Annotated in this window: 17 protein-coding genes and 2 pseudogenes; 13 read left to right on the top strand and 6 right to left on the bottom strand. The window is 71.5% G+C overall.

Annotation, left to right across the window (positions count from 1 at the left end; genetic code table 11):
- Positions 1-2: 2 nt before the first annotated feature.
- Positions 3-1412, bottom strand: coding sequence for an NAD(P)/FAD-dependent oxidoreductase (locus FIP57_RS15955; RefSeq protein WP_238993510.1), 1410 nt, complete (start codon positions 1410-1412; stop codon positions 3-5).
- Positions 1397-1879: an Lrp/AsnC family transcriptional regulator gene (locus tag FIP57_RS15950; protein WP_203231296.1), complete on the bottom strand. Its 483-nt coding sequence runs from the start codon at positions 1877-1879 to the stop codon at positions 1397-1399. Before FIP57_RS15950 ends, FIP57_RS15955 begins: the two co-directional genes overlap by 16 nt.
- A 167-nt stretch (positions 1880-2046) precedes the next feature.
- On the opposite strand from FIP57_RS15950, the gene FIP57_RS15945 reads away from it, so the two are divergent.
- The 4 genes from FIP57_RS15945 to FIP57_RS15930 are packed head-to-tail and all read left to right on the top strand — an operon-like array spanning position 2047 to position 6198.
- Positions 2047-3249 (top strand): polyamine ABC transporter substrate-binding protein, encoded by a 1203-nt coding sequence (locus FIP57_RS15945; RefSeq protein ID WP_162529831.1) that lies wholly within the window; start codon positions 2047-2049, stop codon positions 3247-3249.
- A 57-nt stretch (positions 3250-3306) separates the two neighbouring features.
- Entirely contained in the window at positions 3307-4467 is a 1161-nt protein-coding gene (locus FIP57_RS15940; protein WP_148574509.1) for an ABC transporter ATP-binding protein, read from the top strand.
- Positions 4468-4474: 7 nt separating this feature from the next.
- Positions 4475-5389: an ABC transporter permease gene (locus FIP57_RS15935; protein WP_238993509.1), complete on the top strand. Its 915-nt coding sequence runs from the start codon at positions 4475-4477 to the stop codon at positions 5387-5389.
- Positions 5386-6198, top strand: a complete 813-nt coding sequence (locus tag FIP57_RS15930) for an ABC transporter permease (RefSeq protein WP_148574508.1) — start codon at positions 5386-5388, stop codon at positions 6196-6198. Before FIP57_RS15935 ends, FIP57_RS15930 begins: the two co-directional genes overlap by 4 nt.
- A 23-nt stretch (positions 6199-6221) precedes the next feature.
- On the opposite strand, the gene FIP57_RS15925 is transcribed toward FIP57_RS15930, so the two are convergent.
- Complete coding sequence (locus FIP57_RS15925) at positions 6222-6374, bottom strand: DUF2200 family protein (RefSeq protein ID WP_338039935.1); 153 nt, start codon at positions 6372-6374, stop codon at positions 6222-6224.
- Positions 6375-6594: 220 nt separating this feature from the next.
- On the opposite strand from FIP57_RS15925, the pseudogene FIP57_RS24610 reads away from it, so the two are divergent.
- From FIP57_RS24610 to FIP57_RS15915, 3 genes and pseudogenes are all read left to right on the top strand, one after another.
- A pseudogene (locus FIP57_RS24610) lies at positions 6595-6909 on the top strand (BCCT family transporter); the annotation flags it as partial.
- Positions 6910-6922: 13 nt separating this feature from the next.
- Positions 6923-8713 (top strand): annotated as a pseudogene (betT, locus tag FIP57_RS15920) (choline BCCT transporter BetT); the annotation flags it as partial.
- A gap of 12 nt (positions 8714-8725) precedes the next feature.
- Complete coding sequence (locus FIP57_RS15915; RefSeq protein WP_148574507.1) at positions 8726-9172, top strand: pyridoxamine 5'-phosphate oxidase family protein; 447 nt, start codon at positions 8726-8728, stop codon at positions 9170-9172.
- A gap of 13 nt (positions 9173-9185) precedes the next feature.
- On the opposite strand, the gene FIP57_RS15910 is transcribed toward FIP57_RS15915, so the two are convergent.
- Complete coding sequence (locus FIP57_RS15910) at positions 9186-10205, bottom strand: 1-aminocyclopropane-1-carboxylate deaminase (RefSeq protein ID WP_148574506.1); 1020 nt, start codon at positions 10203-10205, stop codon at positions 9186-9188.
- Between the two features lie 73 nt (positions 10206-10278).
- Between FIP57_RS15910 and FIP57_RS15905 the strand changes: the two genes are divergently transcribed.
- Both FIP57_RS15905 and FIP57_RS15900 read left to right on the top strand, forming a co-directional pair.
- Entirely contained in the window at positions 10279-11244 is a 966-nt protein-coding gene (locus FIP57_RS15905) for a DNA polymerase domain-containing protein (RefSeq protein WP_148574505.1), read from the top strand.
- A 2-nt stretch (positions 11245-11246) separates the two neighbouring features.
- Complete coding sequence (locus tag FIP57_RS15900) at positions 11247-11552, top strand: DUF1905 domain-containing protein (protein ID WP_148574504.1); 306 nt, start codon at positions 11247-11249, stop codon at positions 11550-11552.
- Here FIP57_RS15900 and FIP57_RS15895 read toward each other — a convergent pair.
- Positions 11524-12438, bottom strand: a complete 915-nt coding sequence (locus FIP57_RS15895; RefSeq protein WP_148574503.1) for an NAD-dependent epimerase/dehydratase family protein — start codon at positions 12436-12438, stop codon at positions 11524-11526. The genes FIP57_RS15900 and FIP57_RS15895 overlap by 29 nt on opposite strands.
- 117 nt (positions 12439-12555) lie before the next feature.
- Between FIP57_RS15895 and FIP57_RS23305 the strand changes: the two genes are divergently transcribed.
- From FIP57_RS23305 to FIP57_RS15885, 3 genes are read left to right on the top strand one after another with little or no spacing between them, the layout of a single operon-like run.
- The gene (locus FIP57_RS23305; protein ID WP_162529817.1) at positions 12556-12714 is read left to right on the top strand and encodes a hypothetical protein; all 159 of its coding nucleotides are present in this window, start codon (positions 12556-12558) and stop codon (positions 12712-12714) included.
- Between the two features lie 48 nt (positions 12715-12762).
- Positions 12763-14136, top strand: a complete 1374-nt coding sequence (locus FIP57_RS15890) for an NAD(P)-binding protein (protein ID WP_148574502.1) — start codon at positions 12763-12765, stop codon at positions 14134-14136.
- A gap of 29 nt (positions 14137-14165) precedes the next feature.
- The gene (locus FIP57_RS15885; protein ID WP_148574501.1) at positions 14166-14939 is read left to right on the top strand and encodes a VOC family protein; all 774 of its coding nucleotides are present in this window, start codon (positions 14166-14168) and stop codon (positions 14937-14939) included.
- Positions 14940-15029: 90 nt separating this feature from the next.
- On the opposite strand, the gene FIP57_RS15880 is transcribed toward FIP57_RS15885, so the two are convergent.
- Positions 15030-16406 (bottom strand): aspartate aminotransferase family protein, encoded by a 1377-nt coding sequence (locus FIP57_RS15880; protein ID WP_148574500.1) that lies wholly within the window; start codon positions 16404-16406, stop codon positions 15030-15032.
- 180 nt (positions 16407-16586) lie between these two features.
- Between FIP57_RS15880 and FIP57_RS15875 the strand changes: the two genes are divergently transcribed.
- Positions 16587-18017, top strand: coding sequence for a gamma-aminobutyraldehyde dehydrogenase (locus FIP57_RS15875; RefSeq protein WP_148574499.1), 1431 nt, complete (start codon positions 16587-16589; stop codon positions 18015-18017).
- The last annotated feature ends 1 nt before the right edge of the window (position 18018 follow it).

Below are 18018 nucleotides of genomic sequence, written 5' to 3'. Positions count from 1 at the left end.
CGTCAGTGGCCGGTGAGCGGTGCCAGCAGGGCGGCCACCTTGCTCGGCCGCCGGGTGAGTGCCTCCTCGCGGTCCGCGACGGTGGCGGCGCGGAGCCCCGCGTTGATGCCGAGCCACCGCAGCGGCTCGGGCTCCCAGGTGGGGGAGCGGTGGTCCACCCAGGGCAGCCGGGTGAGCTCGGTGTCCCGTCCGAGCACGAGGTCGCGGAGGGTGCGGCCGGCGAGGTTGGTGGTGCTGACCCCGTCGCCGACGTAGCCGCCGGCCCAGGCGAACCCGGTCCGCCGGTCGAGCCCCACCGAGGCGCACCAGTCGCGCGGCACGCCGAGCGCGCCGCCCCAGGCATGGGTGAAGGCGACGTCCTCGAGGACCGGGAAGTACTCCCGCAGCGTCGCGCGCAGCGCGGTCCAGACCTTCTCGTCGTGGCCCTCGCCGACCCGCGAGCCGAAGTGGTACGGCGCCCCACGACCGCCGAACACCAGCCGCCCGTCGCGGGTCCGCTGGCCGTAGACGACCAGGTGCCGCTGCTCGGTGAAGGTGGGCCGGCCGTGCAGCCCGACGCGGTCCCACTGCTCGTCGGTCAGGGGCTCGGTGGCGACGACCAGGGAGTGCACCGGGACGAGGGCGCGGTGGTGGCCGGCGAGCAGCGGGGTGTACCCCTCGGTGGCCCGTACGACGACGTCGGCCCGCACGGTGCCGTGGTCGGTGACGACCGCGCCGGGGTCCAGCCGGAGGGCGCGGGTGCGCTCGTGGATCCGGGCGCCGAGCCGCTCGACGGTGCGGGCGAGCCCCCGGACCAGCTTGGCGGGGTGGATCGTCGCGCAGTCGGGGGTGTAGAGCGAGCCGAGGGCGTCGGAGAGCCGGACCACCTCGGCGGTCTCGACGGGGTCGAGGAGCCGGAGCTCGTCCTCGCCGCGGCCCCACGACCGCGCGTGCTCCAGCTCCTCCCTGGCCCGCTGCAGCTGGGCCGGGGTCCGCGCGACCGACACGGTGCCGCCCTTGACCGCGTCCGCGTCGATCCCCTCGGTCGCCACGACCGCGAGGACCTCGTCGACGGTGGCGCGCATGGCCCGGTGGAGCGCGATGGCGGCCTCGCGGTCGGAGCCCGGGAGCGCGGCGAGCCGGTCGGTCCCCATGGGGAAGAGGGCCGAGCACCATCCGCCGTTGCGGCCCGAGGCGCCGTACCCCGCGGCCTCGGCCTCGAGGACGACGACCCGGAGCGACGGGTCCTCGCGGAGGAGGTAGTAGGCGGTCCAGAGCCCGGTGTAGCCCGCGCCGACGATCGCGACGTCGGCGTCCGTGTCGTGGGCGAGCGGCGGTCGCGGTGTCCAGTCCTCGCCCGCGGTGGCGTGCCAGAACGACAGGGACTGCCAGCAGGACGAAGGGGCGGCCGGACTGCTCAGCGGACGCCCCACGAGTAGGTCTGCTTCCGCAGCTGGAGGTAGACGAAGGTCTCGGTGCTCAGCACCTGCGGGATCGCGCGGATCCGCTTCGAGACGATGTCGAGCAGGTGCTCGTCGCTCTCGGCGACCACCTCGACCAGGATGTCGAACGACCCGGCGGCGACCACGACGTAGTCCACCTCGTCCATCTCGACCAGGGCGTCGGCGACCGGACCGAGGTCGCCGGTCGCGCGGACGCCGATCATCGCCTGGCGGCTGAAGCCGAGCTCGAGCGGGTCGGTCACGGCGACCACCTGCATGACGCCGTTGTCGATGAGCCGCTGGACCCGCTGGCGGACGGCGGCCTCGGAGAGCCCGACGACCTTGCCGATGGAGGCATACGAGCGTCGGCCGTCCTGCTGCAGCTGCTCGATGATGGCCTTGGAAACGTCGTCGAGGGCCGCGCGAGGGCGACCGTTGCGTCCGGACGGCCTTGTCACGCGGCCGATCCTGGCACCACCCCCGCCCGGCGTCAAAAGACCCTCTGTCACGGACACCTCACGATTCCGTAGGCTTCGCGCCACAAAGCGACGGATCCGCTTGGCGTGACGGGGGTGTCATGCGAGGATTCCTCGCACCTCACCGAGACCACCGGAGGGAACTGCCGATGAACCGCAGCACTCGACGCGCTCCGCGCCTGTCCTTCCCCGTGCCGGACCTCAGCCGTCGCGGCTTCGTCCGTGGAGCCGCGATCGGCGGCCTCGGCGTCGGCCTCCCGGGGCTGCTGGCGGCGTGCGGCACCGAAGCCGCGAAGGTGGAGAGCGACGAGTGCACGAGCACCGACAAGTCCGACTCGGAGAAGGTCGTCAACTTCTCCAACTGGCCGGAGTACATCGACGTCGACGGCAAGAGGATGCCGACGCTCGAGGCGTTCGAGAAGCAGACCGGCATCCAGGTCAACTACAACACCGACGTGAACGACAACACCGAGTTCTTCGCCAAGGTGCAGAACCAGCTCGGCGCCTGCGAACCGATCGGCCGGGACATCATCGTGATGACCGACTGGATGGCTGCCCGGATGATCGACCTCGGCTGGATCCAGGAGCTCGACCACGACAACCTGCCCAACGTCGACGCCAACCTGGTGCCGAACCTCCAGGACGTCGCGTGGGACCCGGGCCGCAAGCGCAGCGTCCCGTGGCAGAGCGGGTTCACCGGGATCGCCTACAACTCCAAGTACACCGGCGAGATCGGCAGCTTCGAGGAGCTGCTGACCAACCCGGACATCAGCGGCCGGATCAGCCTCCTGACCGAGATGCGCGACACGATGGGGTTCATGCTCAAGGTCGTGGGCGCCGACCCGAGCGACTTCAGCGACGACGAGTGGGGCCAGGCCATCGAGGAGCTCGAGAAGGCGGTGACCAGCGGGCAGGTGCGCCGCTTCACCGGCAACGACTACGTCGACGACCTCAACAAGGGCGACCTCGTGGCGTGCGAGGCGTGGTCCGGCGACGTGATCGCGATGCAGTACGACAACCCCGACATCAAGTGGGTCGTCCCCGAGGAGGGGCTCTCGCTGTGGTCCGACAACATGATGGTGCCGAACCGGGCGGACCACAAAGCCAACGCCGAGGCGTTGATGAACTACTACTACGACCCGGAGGTGGCCGCGACCCTGGCCGCATGGGTCAACTACATCTGCCCGGTGCAGGGTGCCAAGGAGGCGATGGAGAAGATCGACCCGTCGCTCGTCGACGCGCCGCTGATCTTCCCCGACGAGGAGTTCATGGCGCAGACCTTCGCCTTCATGTCGCTCGACGAGGAGACGGCCCGCAAGTACGAGACGGAGTTCTCGCAGGCGATCGGCTGACCTGCGGGAGCAGCCTCGAGAGCGTCCAGGTGAGCGGGGGGAGTGACAGGGAGAGACATGGTGGAGCAGGCGGGTGGCCTGAGCGGAGGCGGGGCCGACCTTCAGATCCAAGGGGTCACCAAGCGGTTCGGTGACTTCGTCGCGGTCGACGACCTGCACCTGCAGGTCCCGGAGGGCGCGTTCTTCGCGCTGCTCGGCGCCTCGGGGTGCGGCAAGACGACGACGCTGCGGATGGTGGCGGGGCTCGAACGGCCGACCGCCGGCCGCATCCTGCTCGGTGGTGACGACATCACCGACCTCAAGCCCTACCGACGCCCGGTCAACACGGTGTTCCAGAGCTACGCGCTCTTCCCGCACCTCTCCGTCGAGGACAACGTCGCCTTCGGGTTGCGCCGCCAGGGCAAGGTGTCGAAGGGCGAGCTGCGCACCAAGGTCGGCGAGATGCTCGAGCTCGTCGAGCTCCAGCAGTACGCCGCACGCCGGCCGGCGCAGCTCTCCGGCGGTCAGCAGCAGCGGGTCGCCCTGGCCCGGGCCCTGATCAACCGGCCCCGGGTCCTCCTCCTCGACGAGCCGCTCGGCGCGCTCGACCTGAAGCTGCGCCGCGCGATGCAGCTGGAGCTGAAGCGGATCCAGACCGACGTCGGCATCACCTTCATCCACGTCACCCACGACCAGGAGGAGGCCATGACCATGGCCGACACCATCGCGGTGATGAACGCCGGCGTGATCGAGCAGATGGGCGCGCCGGAGGAGCTCTACGGCCACCCGCGGTCGACCTTCGTGGCGAACTTCCTCGGCCAGTCGAACCTGATCTCCGGGGTGGTGAAGTCCAAGCAGGGAGACGAGTTCCTCACCGAGGTGCTCGGCACGACCGTGCGGGCCTCGAAGGTCACCTCCCGCGACCTCGAGGGCGACGTCTGGGTCGGCGTACGCCCCGAGAAGGTCATCCTCCAGCGCCCCGGGGAGGGGCGCCAGGAGGAGCTCAACCGGCTCTCCGGCGGCCGGGTCAGCGACGTCAGCTTCGTCGGCGTGAGCACGCAGTACCTCGTCCGGATGGCCTCGGGCCAGGAGCTGATGGCCTTCGAGCAGAACACCGGTGAGCGGCGGCCGTTCGCGGTCGGCGACGACGTCGACCTGACCTGGCTGGCCGAGCACACCTTCCTGCTCGACGCGCGCCAGGACGTGAGGGCCGGGGCCGAGCTCGGCGACGGGGAGTGAGGGCGCGGTGAGCGCCCTGAGCCACGTCCCCGGGCCGACCGGGGGCACCCCCGACGTGCAGGCGACCGACCCGGGCACCGAGCGCCGCGGGATCACCGGCTACCTGCTGATGCTGCCGGGCACGGTGTGGCTCCTGCTGTTCTTCCTCGTGCCGCTGGTGACGCTGGTGAGCAGCAGCCTGTACGACCCGTCCGGGTCGCTGGCCACCGGATACTCGATGACCGGGCACGTGCAGAACTACGCCGACGCCCTGTCGGAGTACGGCTCCACGTTCGTCCGGTCCTTCCTCTACGCGCTGACTGCGACGATCGCCTGCCTGCTGCTGGGGTTCCCGCTCGCCTACGCGATCGCGCTGAAGGCGGGACGCTGGCGCAACCTCATGCTGGTCGCCGTCATCGCGCCGTTCTTCACCAGCTTCCTGCTGCGGACGCTGTCGTGGAAGCTGCTCCTCGGTGACGACAGCTGGGTGGTCAACGCCCTCCAGGCCCTGCCGCTGGTCCCGGACGACCTGCGGCTGCTGGCGACGCCGGCCGCGGTGATCACCGGGCTGACCTACAACTTCCTGCCGTTCATGGTGCTCCCGCTCTACGCGAGCCTCGAGCGGCTGGACGTCCGGCTGGTGGAGGCGGCCGCCGACCTCTACGCCTCGCCGTTCACCGCGTTCCGGCTGGTGACGGTGCCGCTGGCGATGCCCGGCATCGTCGCCGGCACGCTGCTCACCTTCATCCCCGCAGCCGGTGACTTCATCAACTCCGAGCTGCTGGGCAACCCGCGGACCCGGATGATCGGCAACGACATCAACGACCTCTTCCAGGCGAGCGTGCTGCCGACCGCGTCGGCGCTGTCGGTGATGCTGATGGTCGCGATCGTCGCGCTGGTGGCGGTGTACGTGCGGCGCAGCGGGACGGACGAGCTGGTATGAGCGCGATCAGGAACTGGCTCGGCGCGCACGGCGTGATGCTCTTCGGGCTGCTCGTGCTGGCCTACCTCTGCACCCCGATCGTCGTGGTGGTGCTGATGTCGTTCAACGACCCGGCGAGCCGGCTGGGATACGACTTCGACGGCTTCACCCTCGACAACTGGACGTCGATCTGCGACCCGTACCAGATGTGCTCCTCGGTCGGGAAGAGCATCCAGATCGGGCTGATGGCGACCGGGCTCGCCACCCTGCTGGGGAGCCTGATGGCGTTCGCGATGGTGCGCCACCACTTCCGTGGCCGCTCGACGTCGAACGTGCTGATCTTCCTGCCGATGGCCTCGCCGGAGATCGTGCTGGGGTCCTCGTTGCTCGCGCTGTTCGTGAACGCCGGGTTCGCGGGGCAGCTGGGGTTCTGGACGATCTTCATCGCCCACGTGATGTTCTGCCTGTCGTTCGTGGTGATCACGGTGAAGGCACGGCTCGCGGGGCTCGACCCCCGGCTCGAGCAGGCGGCGGCAGACCTCTACGCCACCGAGTGGCAGACGTTCTGGCGGGTGACGTTCCCGCTGGTCGTGCCCGGCATCGTCGCGGCGGCGCTGCTGAGCTTCTCGCTTTCCTTCGACGACTTCATCATCACGAACCTGACGTCGGGGCAGACGGTCACGTTCCCGATGTACGTCTGGGGTGCGGCGCAGCGCGGTGTGCCGATGCAGGTCAACGTGATCGGCACGATCATGTTCGTGCTCGCGCTGTCGATGGTCGTGGGCGGCTCGGTCCTGCGGCGGGTCCGCGAGGCCCCGGCGCGCGGCTGAGCGGCGGGCCGGACGCCCGAGCCTCAGCTGCGGAGGACCTTCTCCATCGCCTTGCCCTTCGCCAGCTCGTCGACGAGCTTGTCGAGGTAGCGGATCTTCCGCATCAGCGGGTCCTCGACCTCTTGCACCCGCACGCCGCAGACCACCCCGGTGATCAGCGAGGCGTTGGGGTTCAGCTCGGCCCCGAGGAGGGGCGGCTGATGGGCGAGGCCATCAGCGGTGTCACCGACGTCGTCATCGCCGCGGAAGCTCTGGCAGGAGTGGTCCAGCTACTGGCCCGGGGCCGCCGATCCCTTCGGTGCGTTGCGTCGCTGACCGGTCACCGACTGGCTGGAGCGGCGGCCGACCCTTCCCGCTCGAGCGCGGCGTCGGGCATCCTGATGCCGCGGCGGAGCGGTGCACCCACGCTCGGGACCACCCCCACGCGCCGTGCCCGGGCACAGAAGGAGAAGGCCTGTGAGCACCGAGACCCGCACCCCGGCCAGCCCTGTCGAGGAGCCGCCCCCCGGTCGGTGGGGCGGACCGCTCGCGAGGTGGCCCGTCTTCCTGGGCTCCGCGGTGGGCGTCACCGTGATGGCGCTGTGGGCGATCGTCGCCCCCGAGCGCGCGGAGAGCGCGATCGCCGAGGTCGTCGAACGCGTGACGACGGGGTTCGGCTGGTTCTACATCGCGCTGGCGACGGCCATCCTGGTCTTCGTCATCTTCCTCGGGGTCTCCCCGCTACGGCCACGTGCGGCTCGGCCCGGACCACTCCCGTCCCGAGTTCTCGACCTTCGCCTGGGCCTCGATGCTGTTCGCCGCCGGGATCGGCACCGACGTGATGTTCTACTCCGTCGTCGAGCCCGTCACGCAGTACATGGCTCCGCCGAGCGGTGAGCCAGGGACGGTCGGGGCGGCCCGCGAGGCGACCGTGTGGACGCTATTCCACTACGGCGTCACGGGGTGGGCGATGTACGCGGTCATGGGGCTGGCGCTCGCCTACTTCGCCTACCGGCAGAACCTCCCGCTCGCGGTGCGGTCCGCGCTCTACCCGATCTTCGGCAAGCGGATCGACGGCGCGCTCGGCCACGCCGTGGACACCGCGGCCGTCCTCGGCACGGTGTTCGGGGTGGCCACCAGCCTCGGCATCGGCGTGGTCTTCCTCAACGTGGGGCTCAACCAGGCCTTCGACGTCCCGGTCGGCAACGGCGCCCAGATCGCGCTCGCGGTGCTCGCCGTGACGATGGCAGCGGTGTCGGCGACCACCGGTGTCGACCGGGGGATCCGGTTCCTGTCGCAGCTCAACGTGGTGCTCGCGCTCGGGCTGGCCGCCTGGGTGCTCGTCACCGGGAGGACGACGTTCATCCTCAACGCGGTGGTGACGAACGTCGGCGACTTCGTGCGCACCTTCCCGGCGAAGACGATGGAGACCTTCGCGTTCGTCGACAACGACGAGTGGATGTCGCTGTGGACCCTGTTCTTCTGGGCCTGGTGGATCGCCTGGGCGTCGTTCGTCGGCCTCTTCCTCGCCCGCATCAGCCGGGGCCGCACGATCCGACAGTTCGTGGCCGGGACGATGGTGATCCCGTTCACCTACATCGTCATGTGGATCTCGATCTTCGGCAACGCCGCCCTCGACCGGGTCCGGGGCGGTGACGACGCGTTCGCCGCGCAGGCGCAGGAGTTCGACGGCTCCGGGTTCTTCACCCTGCTCGAGGAGTACCCGGCGTCGGGGTTCCTGATCGTGCTCGCGATCTTCATCGGGCTGCTGTTCTACGTGACCTCGGCGGACTCCGGCGCCCTGGTGATGGGCAACCTCAGCTCGCGGCTCCGCAGCGTGCAGGACGACGCGGCGCCGTGGATGCGGATCGTCTGGGCCGCGATCACCGGCCTGCTCACGATCGCGATGCTGGTGGTCGGCGGCATCACCGCGCTGCAGTACGCCACGATCATCTTCGCCGTGCCCTTCGCCTTCGTCCTCGTGCTCGTCATGTGGGGGCTGCACAAGGCGCTGCGGGTCGAGGCCCGCCGGGCTGACTCGGCCGTGCACCACCTGCCGACGATGCTGTCCGCGCGTGCGGCGACCGAGAGCCGGGGCGCCTGGCGCGCGCGGCTGGCACGAGCCCTCAACTTCGTCGACGTCCAGGACGCCACCGACCACCTCGAACAGGTCGTCGCGCCGGCCCTGCGCGAGGTCGCGGCCGACATGGAGGCGCGCGGGCTCGCCGTGGTCGTGACGAGCGGCGGCGAGCGACCGGCGGCCCCGCTGGACGGCGACGGACCGGCCCTCCCGTGGTGCGAGCTGCGCACCGAGGACCCGGAGCACCCGTTCGTCTACCGGGTGGTCGTGACCGAGTCCGCGGTCCCGACGTACGGCGGACGCATGATCGGCGACCGTGACCGCTACGCACGGCTCGAGGTGCACCTCGACGGCGGCGGCCAGGACTACGACGTCATGGGGTTCACCGAGAACCAGGTCATCCACGACTGCCTCGACCAGTACGAGCAGCACCTGGCGTTCCTGCGGATGGCCTGAGGGGGAGTCGAGGTGGTGCGGTGGGCCGTGCTCGAGGAGGCCGAGCCGGCGTTCGCGCAACGCGTGCGGCGGCTCTTCGACGCCCACCGCCACAAGACGATCGCGACCCTTCGCGTGGACGGGTCGCCGCGGATCTCCGGCATCGAGGCGGCCTTCGCCGAGGGTGAGCTGACGTTCGGGTCGATGGCGGGCTCACGCAAGGGCGCCGACCTCCGACGGGACCCGCGGTTCGCGCTGCACAGCGCCACCGTCGACCCGGTCGAGGGTGCGGAGGCGCGGTGGCCCGGCGAGGCGAAGGTCGCCGGGCGGGCGGTCTCCCTCGGCACGGCGGAGGAGGCCGAGCTGTTCAGGGCCGACGTCCTCGAGGTCGTCCCCACCCACCTCGACGAGGCGGCGACGTTGCTCGTCGTCGAGTGGTGGACCCCCGAGCACGGCCTGCGGCGGGCCGAACGCAGCTAGCCGCGGCTCCGGGTCAGGGCCAGAGCGAGTGGTACGCGTTGAGCGCCTGCTGCCCGCCGAGGTGGGCGTAGAGCACCGTCGACCCGCGCGGGATCTCCCCGCCCTTGACGAGGTCGATCAGACCGGCGAGCGACTTCCCCTCGTAGACCGGGTCGGTGATCATCGCCTCCAGCTGGGCGCCGAGCCGCATCGCCTCCATGGTCGACTCGACGGGGATGCCGTACAGGTCGCCGGCCCACCCTTCGAGGAGCTGCAGCTCGTCGTCGCGCAGGTCCCGGCCGAGCTCGATCAGCTCGGCGGTGTGCCGGGCGATCCGCTCCACCTGGTCACGGGTCTTCTCCAGCGTGGCCGAGGCGTCGATGCCGAGAACCCGGCGACCGACGCCCGTGAGCTCCTCGAGCGCGGCGAACCCGGCCACCATGCCGGCGTGCGTCGAGCCGGTCACCGTGCAGACCACGATGGTGTCGAAGTGGACGCCGAGCGCCTTCTCCTGCTCGGCCACCTCGAAGGCCCAGTTCGCGAACCCGAGCCCGCCGAGCCGGTGCTCGCTCGCCCCCGCCGGGATCGGGTACGGCGTGCCGCCGCTCTCCTCGACGTCGTGCAGCGCCTCCTCCCACGAGCGGCGGATGCCGATGTCGAAGCCCGACGGGTCGAGACGCACGTCGGCACCCATCATCCGCGAGAGCAGGATGTTGCCGACGCGGTCGTTGACCGGGTCGTCCCACGGCACCCACTTCTCCTGCACGAGCCGCGCCTTCAAACCGAGGTGCGCGGCGACCGCGGCCACCTGGCGGGTGTGGTTGGACTGCACGCCGCCGATCGACACCAACGTGTCGGCGCCGCTGGCGAGCACGTCGGGGACGATGTACTCGAGCTTGCGGACCTTGTTGCCGCCGTACGCCAGGCCGCTGCTCACGTCCTCGCGCTTCGCCCAGACCTCCGCGCCGCCGAGGTGCTCTGTCAGCCGGGCGAGCCGGTGCACCGGGCTCGGTCCGAAGGTCAGCGGGTAGCGCGGGAACTCGTGCAGCTTCATCGACGGGCCTCTCGTCACCTGGATGGGCTGCTCATCCTGCCCCGCGCAGCCTCGCCGTGGCAGGGTGGCCCGGGTGAGCACGGACGAGGAGCGCGACGGCGTCGCGCTCACCAACCTCGACCAGCCCCTGTTCGACGGTGCGGAGGCGACGAAGCGAGAGCTCGTCGACTACCTCGACGCGGTCCACGAGCGGATCCTCCCGGGGCTGCGGGACCGGCCGCTGTCGGTGGTCCGGGTGCTGCGCGGCCAGCAACCGTTCATGCAGAAGAACCTCCCGAAGTACACCCCGGAGTGGATGCAGCGGCTGTCGTACTGGGCCGAGTCGTCCCACCGGCAGGTCACCTACGCGCTCTGCCAGGACCGCCGGTCGCTGCTGTGGTTCGCCAACCAGCGGGCGGTCGAGTACCACCCGACCCTGGTCCGCGCCGACCGGTGGGACCGCGTGGACGCGGTCGTGCTGGACATCGACCCGCCCCCGGGAAGCGCCTTCCCCGCAGCGGTCGCCGCCGCCCACCTGGTCCGCGAGGCGCTCGACGGGCTGGGGATGGCCGGCGCGGTCAAGACCAGCGGGGCCAAGGGGGTGCACGTCTTCGTCCCGATCGAGGAGACGCCGGTCGACGTGGCCGCCGCGGCGACCCGGGCCCTGGCCGCGCGTGCCGAGCGGCTCGACCCCGGGCTCGCCACGACGGCCTACCTGAAGGAGGACCGGGGCGGGAAGGTGTTCCTCGACGCCACCCGCGCGGGTGGCGCGACCGTGGTCGCGGCCTACAGCCCGCGGGTGCGTCCCGGCACGCCGGTGTCGTTCCCGCTCGCCTGGGAGGAGCTCGCCTCCGTCACGCCGCCGGAGCTCACGCTGCGGACCGCGCGGGCGAGGCTCGGCGACGCCGACCCGTGGGCGGAGCTGATGCCGGCCGCCCAGCCGCTCCCCGACGTGCTCGTCGAGGAAGGCCGCGCGATCCCGGTGGCGCGGGTGCAGGCCATGCACGAGGGGAAGCGCCGGGCCCGGGCGCGGCGGGCGGCCCAGGAGCGGGGGGAGTGAGCATGGAGCTCTCGTTCACCGGCGTCCTCGTCGAGTGGCGGGGGCCGGCGCCGTACTTCTTCGTCCCGGTGCCGGCACAGGAGTGCGAGGACGTGCGCGAGGTCGCCGCGATGGCGTCGTACGGCTGGGGCGTGGTGCCGGTGGAGGCGCGCATCGGCGACGTCACGTTCACGACGTCGCTCTTCCCGAAGGACGGCGGCTACCTGCTGCCGGTCAAGGACGCGGTGCGCAGGCCGAACGCCCTCGCGCCCGGCGACGAGCTCACGGTGACCATGACGGTCAGGCTGGACCCCGGAGCCCCCGGCTGAGCTCCGCCAGCGCCTCCGCGAGCTCCACGGTCGGGCGCCACCCCCAGCCGCGCGCCCGGTCGGCCACGACACGGCCGGTCCACGCGGGTCCGTCCTCCCAGACCGGGTCGACCCCCAGCGCCTGCGTGACGGTGCCGAAGTAGTCGCGCGCGGTGGCCGGGCCGGCTGCCACGTTGACGGGCGTGCACCCGCCCTCGAGCGGTCCTGCTTCCGGGGCGTCGGCGGTCGCCACCCTGCCGGTGGCGAGGTCCGCAGCGAGCGTGACCAGGTCGTCGACGTGCACCCAGGCGAACGACCGGTCGGGGTTCGCACGCCGGGCCTCCGCGTCCGCGCGGATGTCGGCGGGACGCAGCGTGTTCCACACCGACCGCTCCCCGGCGCCGAGGATGGCCGGCGGCCGTAGCAGGACCCGCGTGATCCCGTCGACGTCGCCGAGCGCGGCGTCGGTGTCGCGCTTCGTGGCCGCGTAGTCGTTGGCGTCCGCTCCGACGAGCGGGGAGTGCTCGTCCACGTCACCCGCCGACGCGGAGCGGTCGTAGACCGCCGCCGTCGACAGGTGGACGAGCCGTCCGACACCGGCGTCCCGGGCGGCCCGGGCGAGCACCGGCGTGCCCTCGACGCCGATGCGCTGCTGGGTGTCGCGGTCGCTCCCCATCGGGTGCACCGTCGTCACCACCGCGGTCGCGCCGCGGACGACGTCCTCGGCGAGCCGGGGGTCGAAGAACTCGCCGACGCGTTCCTCGACGCCGGCGAGCTCGGGGGCGGTCCCGGGGCGGCGTACGACGGCGCGGACGGTGGCGCCCCGCCCGGCGAGCGCGGTCACCGTCCGGGAGCCGACGAAGCCGTTGGCGCCGGTCACCACGACGACGGGGGAGGATTCGGTCATGGCGCCAGCGTGGCACGGCCATGGTCGGTTCCCACGAGAGGTCGCCGGAGGTGTCCGGCTCGCCGACCGCGGGTACGCGGAAAGGGACCGACACGCACCCGAGACGAGGAGGTCGTCATGGGCGGACCGCTCAACGCAGACCCTGACAAGCAGAACGACGAGGACCCCACCAAGGGCCCGCCGAACGAGCAGGACGGCCCCGCGGTCACCGAGGGCCCTCCGGTGAACCCGCCGTCCCACGGCGACCCGACCAACCCCGCCCAGCCCAAGAGCTGAGCCGAACGGGCGATTGACCGCCCCTGGCGCCGGGGTCAGCATCGGCACATGGCCCCACTGGTGGCTGACTACCTGGTGGTCGGGGCAGGGGCGGCAGGGATGGCCTTCACCGACGCCCTCGTCGACCACGCCGACGTCGACGTCGTGCTGGTCGACCGGCGCCACGGGGTGGGCGGCCACTGGCTGGACGCCTACCCCTTCGTCCGGCTGCACCAGGCGTCGGCCTTCTACGGCGTCCCTTCCACCCTCCTCGGCGGGGGGCGGGTGCAGCACGAGGGGCCGGAGGCCGGGCTGCACGAGCGCGCCACGGCCGCGGAGATCTGCGCCTACTACGAGCGGGTGCTGCGCGAGCGGCTGATCGCCTCGGGCAAGGTCCGGTTCCTGCCCGCCACCGAGCACCTGGGTGACGGGGTCCTCGTCTCGCGGGTCTCCGGCGAGCGACGCGAGGTCCGCGCCCGCCGGGTCGTCGACGCGCACTACCTCGCGCCCTCGATCCCGGCCACGACGCCGCCGCCGTTCGAGGTCGGCGAAGACGCCCACGTGGTCGCCGTCAACGACCTCGTGCGGCTGGACGCGCCGCCGCCGACGTACGTCGTGGTCGGCTCGGGGAAGACCGCCACGGACGCGTGCGTGTGGCTGCTCGGCAACGGCGTCGACCCCGACGCGATCACCTGGGTGCGCCCGCGCGACCCGTGGATGCTCGACCGGGCGGTGGTGCAGCCGGACCCCGCGGTGTTCATCGGGATGGCCGCCGACACGATGGCCGCCGCGACCGCGGCACGCGATCCCGACGACCTCTTCCTCAGGCTCGAGGACGCCGGGATCATGCTCCGCGTCGACCGCTCCGTGACGCCCACGATGGCGAAGACCCCGACCCTCGGGCGGTGGGAGCTCGACCTGCTGCGCACGATCGAGCGCGTGGTCCGGCTCGGCCACCTGCGCCGGGTGGAGCCGGGACGGCTGGTGCTCGACGAGGGGGAGGTCGCGGTGCCGCCGGGCTCGGTCGTCGTGCACTGCGCGGCCTCGGGGCTGCCGCAACGGCCGCTGGTGCCGATCTGGCAGGACCGGGGGATCACGCTCCAGCCGGTCCGCACGGGGTTCCCCTGTTTCGGGGCCTCCCTGATCGGGTTCGTCGAGGCGACGACCGGCGGTGACGACCGGAAGAACGCGTTGTGCCCACCGTCGCCGTACTCGAACACGCCGAAGGACTGGGCACGGATGCAGGTGCTCGGCGGGCGCGCGTCGCTCGCCTTCGGCGCCGCCCCGGAGGTCAAGGCGTGGGCCGACACCGTCTCGCTCAACCCCGCCGCGATCCCGCCCGGCAGGGCGCCCACCCCGGCCCTCACGACGGCCGTCGAGCGGTTCCGCGAGGCGGTCGGCCCGGGCATGGCGCGGCTGGCCGAGCTCGCGGGCATGAGCTGAGTCGCGTGCGCCGCTTGTAGCCTCGGCCCATGACGCAGCCAGCCCACGCACCCCGCACCGGGCAGGTCCGGTGGGTCACCGGGTTCCTCGACACCCCCGAGGAGCACGCGGAGGAGGCGGAGACCTTCTGGTCCAGGGTCACCGGCTACCACCCATCGGACCCGCGCGGGCCCCGCGGCGAGTTCACCTCGCTGGTGCCGGGGGAGGGCGACCCGCACCTCAAGCTGCAGACCGTGGTGCAGTCGGCGCCGGGCGGGCTCCACCTCGACCTGCACAGCGACGACGTGCGCGGGCTCGCCGCGCATGCCGAGGAGCTGGGCGCGACGGCGAGCTACCTCGACGAGGGGTACGTCGTCTGCGGGTCACCGGGCGGCATGACGTTCTGCGTCGTCCCGCACCCCGCGTCACGGCCGGCCCCTCCGGCGACCTGGCCCGGCGGGCGGAGCAAGGTCGACCAGGTCTGCCTCGACATCCCGCCGTCGCGGTGGGATGACGAGTGCCGGTTCTGGGCCGACCTCACCGGCTGGGAGCTGGTGGACCAGGACCCCGACGACGAGTTCCGCCGGCTGCGCCGCCCGGGGAACCTCTCGATCCAGGTGCTGCTGCAGCGGCTCGACGACGAGCAGTCCGTGGTCACCGGCCACCTCGACCTCGGCGCCGACGACTACCTGGTCGAGGCCGGGCGCCACGTCGTGCTCGGCGCCACGGAGGTACGCCGGACGCCCGAGTGGGTCGTGCTCCTCGACCCCACGGGCCGCGCCTACTGCGTCACGCGCCACCCGGTCGACCGCCCGGCGGTCTGAGGGGCAGGACGACGGGCAGCGGCCCCGCACCGAGCTCTCGCTCTGCACGGGGCCGCCGCCATCCCACCCCTCGCCGGGACGTCCAAGTCGTCAGAGGAGCTGCCACGCCTGGGTCAGGACCTTGCGGAGGATCTCCTCGATCTCGTCGAAGTGCTGCTGGTCGCAGATCAGCGGCGGCGAGAGCTGGATGACCGGGTCGCCGCGGTCGTCAGCGCGACAATAAAGGCCGCCCTCGAACAGTGCCTTCGACAAGAATCCGCGGAGCAGCCGCTCGGCCTCGTCGTCGGAGAAGGTCTCCTTGGTCGCCTTGTCCTTGACCAGCTCGATGCCGTAGAAGTACCCGTCGCCACGGACGTCACCGACGATCGGCAGGTCGGTCAGCCGCTCGAGGGTGGCCCGGAAGGCGCCCTCGTTGTCGCGGACGTGGGCGTTGATCCCCTCGCGCTCGAAGGCGTCGAGGTTCGCGAGCGCGGCCGCCGCGGAGACCGGGTGGCCGCCGAAGGTGTAGCCGTGCAGGAACGTCTCGTGACCCTCGAGGAACGGCTCCATCAGCCGGTCGGAGGCGATCATCGCGCCGAGCGGGGCGTAGCCGGAGGTCAGCCCCTTGGCGCAGGTGATGATGTCGGGCTGGTAGCCGTAGCGGGTTGCGCCGAAGTACTCACCCAGCCGCCCGAAGGCGCAGATCACCTCGTCGGAGACCAGGAGCACGTCGTACTCGTCGCAGATCTCGCGGACCCGCTGGAAGTACCCGGGCGGTGGCGGGAAGCAGCCGCCGGAGTTCTGCACCGGCTCGAGGAAGACCGCGGCCACCGTCTCCGGGCCCTCGTTCTCGATCGCGACCGCGACCTGGTCGGCGGCCCAGCGGCCGAACGCCTCGGGGTCGTCGCCGTGCAGCGGTGCCCGGTAGATGTTGGTGTTCGGAACCCGGAACGTCGAGGGGACCAGCGGCTCGAACGGCGCCTTCAGCGGCGGCAGCCCGGTGATCGACAGGGCGCCCTGGGTGGTGCCGTGGTAGGCGATCGCGCGGCTGATCACCTTGTGCTTGTAGGGGCGGCCGGTGACCTTGAAGTAGTTCTTGGCCAGCTTCCACGCGGACTCGACGGCCTCGCCGCCGCCGGTGGTGAAGAAGACCCGGTTGAGGTCACCCGGGGTCATCGAGGCGATGCGCTCGGAGAGCTTGATCGCCGCGGGGTGGGCGTAGGACCACAGCGGGAAGAACGCCAGCTCCGAGGCCTGCTTCGACATCGCCTCGACGATGTCGGTGCGGCCGTGGCCGAGCTGGCTCACGAACAGCCCGGCGAGGCCGTCGAGGTAGCGCCGGCCCTGGGCGTCGTACACGTAGGGGCCCTCGCCCCGGACGATGACCGGGACCTCGTGGTCCTGGTAGGTCGACATCCGGGTGAAGTGCATCCACAGGTTGTCGCGCGCGGCGGCCTGCAGGTCGGGGGTCTGGGGGTGTGACGACACAGCTGCTCCTGGGTGAAGGGGGTCCTCCCATCTTGGACTGCCCGCGTCGGAGTAGCAAGTGAATCAGTCGTCCTGGCGCCACTCGCGGTGTGTCCTCGTCTGTCGATGCCCGCAGTTTCCTTCGGAATCGGTGGCGGGGCGGCCTACCCTTCCGAGGGCGATCCTGACTAGGCTCCGGCCATGACGCAGAACTTCCGCAACGTGGTGAACGGTGAGCTCGTGGACGCCGCCTCCGGCGAGACCTACGACGTGATCAACCCCGCGACGGGGCAGGTCTACGCGACCGCCCCCGCTTCCTCGGCCGAGGACGTCGACCGGGCGATGAAGGCCGCGCAGGCCGCCTTCGAGAGCTGGGGCGAGACGACTCCCGCGGAGCGCCAGGTCGCGCTGCTGAAGATGGCCGACGCGCTGGAGAAGCGTTCGGCGGAGTTCGTGAAGGCCGAGTGCGAGAACACCGGCAAGCCGATCCACCTCACCGAGGAGGAGGAGCTGCCGCCGTCGGTCGACGAGCTGCGCTTCTTCGCCGGCGCCGCCCGGCTCCTCGAGGGCAAGTCGGCAGGGGAGTACCTCAAGGACCACACGTCCTTCGTGCGCCGCGAGCCGATCGGCGTCGTCGGCCAGGTGACGCCGTGGAACTACCCGCTGATGATGGCGATCTGGAAGATCGCGCCGGCCCTTGCCGCCGGCAACACCATCGTGCTCAAGCCGTCGGACACCACGCCGGCAACGACCACGATGCTCGCCGAGCTGGCCCAGGAGTTCCTGCCGCCGGGCGTCTTCAACGTCGTCTGCGGCGACCGGGACACCGGCCGGGCGATCGTCGAGCACCAGATCCCCGAGATGGTGGCGATCACCGGCTCGGTCCGTGCGGGGATGGAGGTCGCGGCCTCTGCGGCGACCCAGCTGAAGCAGACCCACCTCGAGCTCGGCGGCAAGGCACCGGTCGTCATCTTCGACGACGCCGACGTCGCCGCCGCGGCCGAGGCGATCGCGACCGCCGGCTACTTCAACGCCGGCCAGGACTGCACCGCGGCCACCCGCGTGCTCGCCGCTCCCGGGGTGTACGACGACGTGGTCGCTGCGCTCGCCGAGCAGGCCCGCAACACCCGCACCGGGATGCCCGACGACCCGGACATCCTCTACGGCGCGCTCAACAACGCCAACCAGCTCCAGCGGGTCACCGGCATGGTCGAGTCGCTGCCCGACCACGCGAAGGTCGAGGCCGGCGGCCACCGCCAGGGCGAGCAGGGCTACTTCTTCGAGCCCACCGTGCTCTCCGGGCTCCACCAGGACGACCCGCAGATCCAGGAGGAGATCTTCGGCCCCGTGATCACCGTGCAGAAGTTCACCGACGAGGCCGAGGCGCTGCGCTTCGCCAACGGCGTGAAGTACGGCCTCGCGTCCTCGGTCTTCACCAAGGACCACGGCCGGGCGATGCGGATGGCCAAGCGGCTCGACTTCGGCTGCGTGTGGATCAACACCCACATCCCGTTCCTGTCCGAGATGCCGCACGGTGGCTTCAAGTACTCCGGCCACGGCAAGGACCTGTCCGCCTACAGCCTCGAGGACTACACGCGCATCAAGCACGTGATGTCCTTCATCGGGGAGTGAC

The organism is Nocardioides caldifontis (genome assembly GCF_008087345.1).
Taxonomy (GTDB): domain Bacteria; phylum Actinomycetota; class Actinomycetes; order Propionibacteriales; family Nocardioidaceae; genus Marmoricola_A; species Marmoricola_A caldifontis.
The sequence above is the reverse complement of the archived record's forward strand: the minus strand, read 5'-3'. Positions and strand labels throughout refer to the sequence as shown.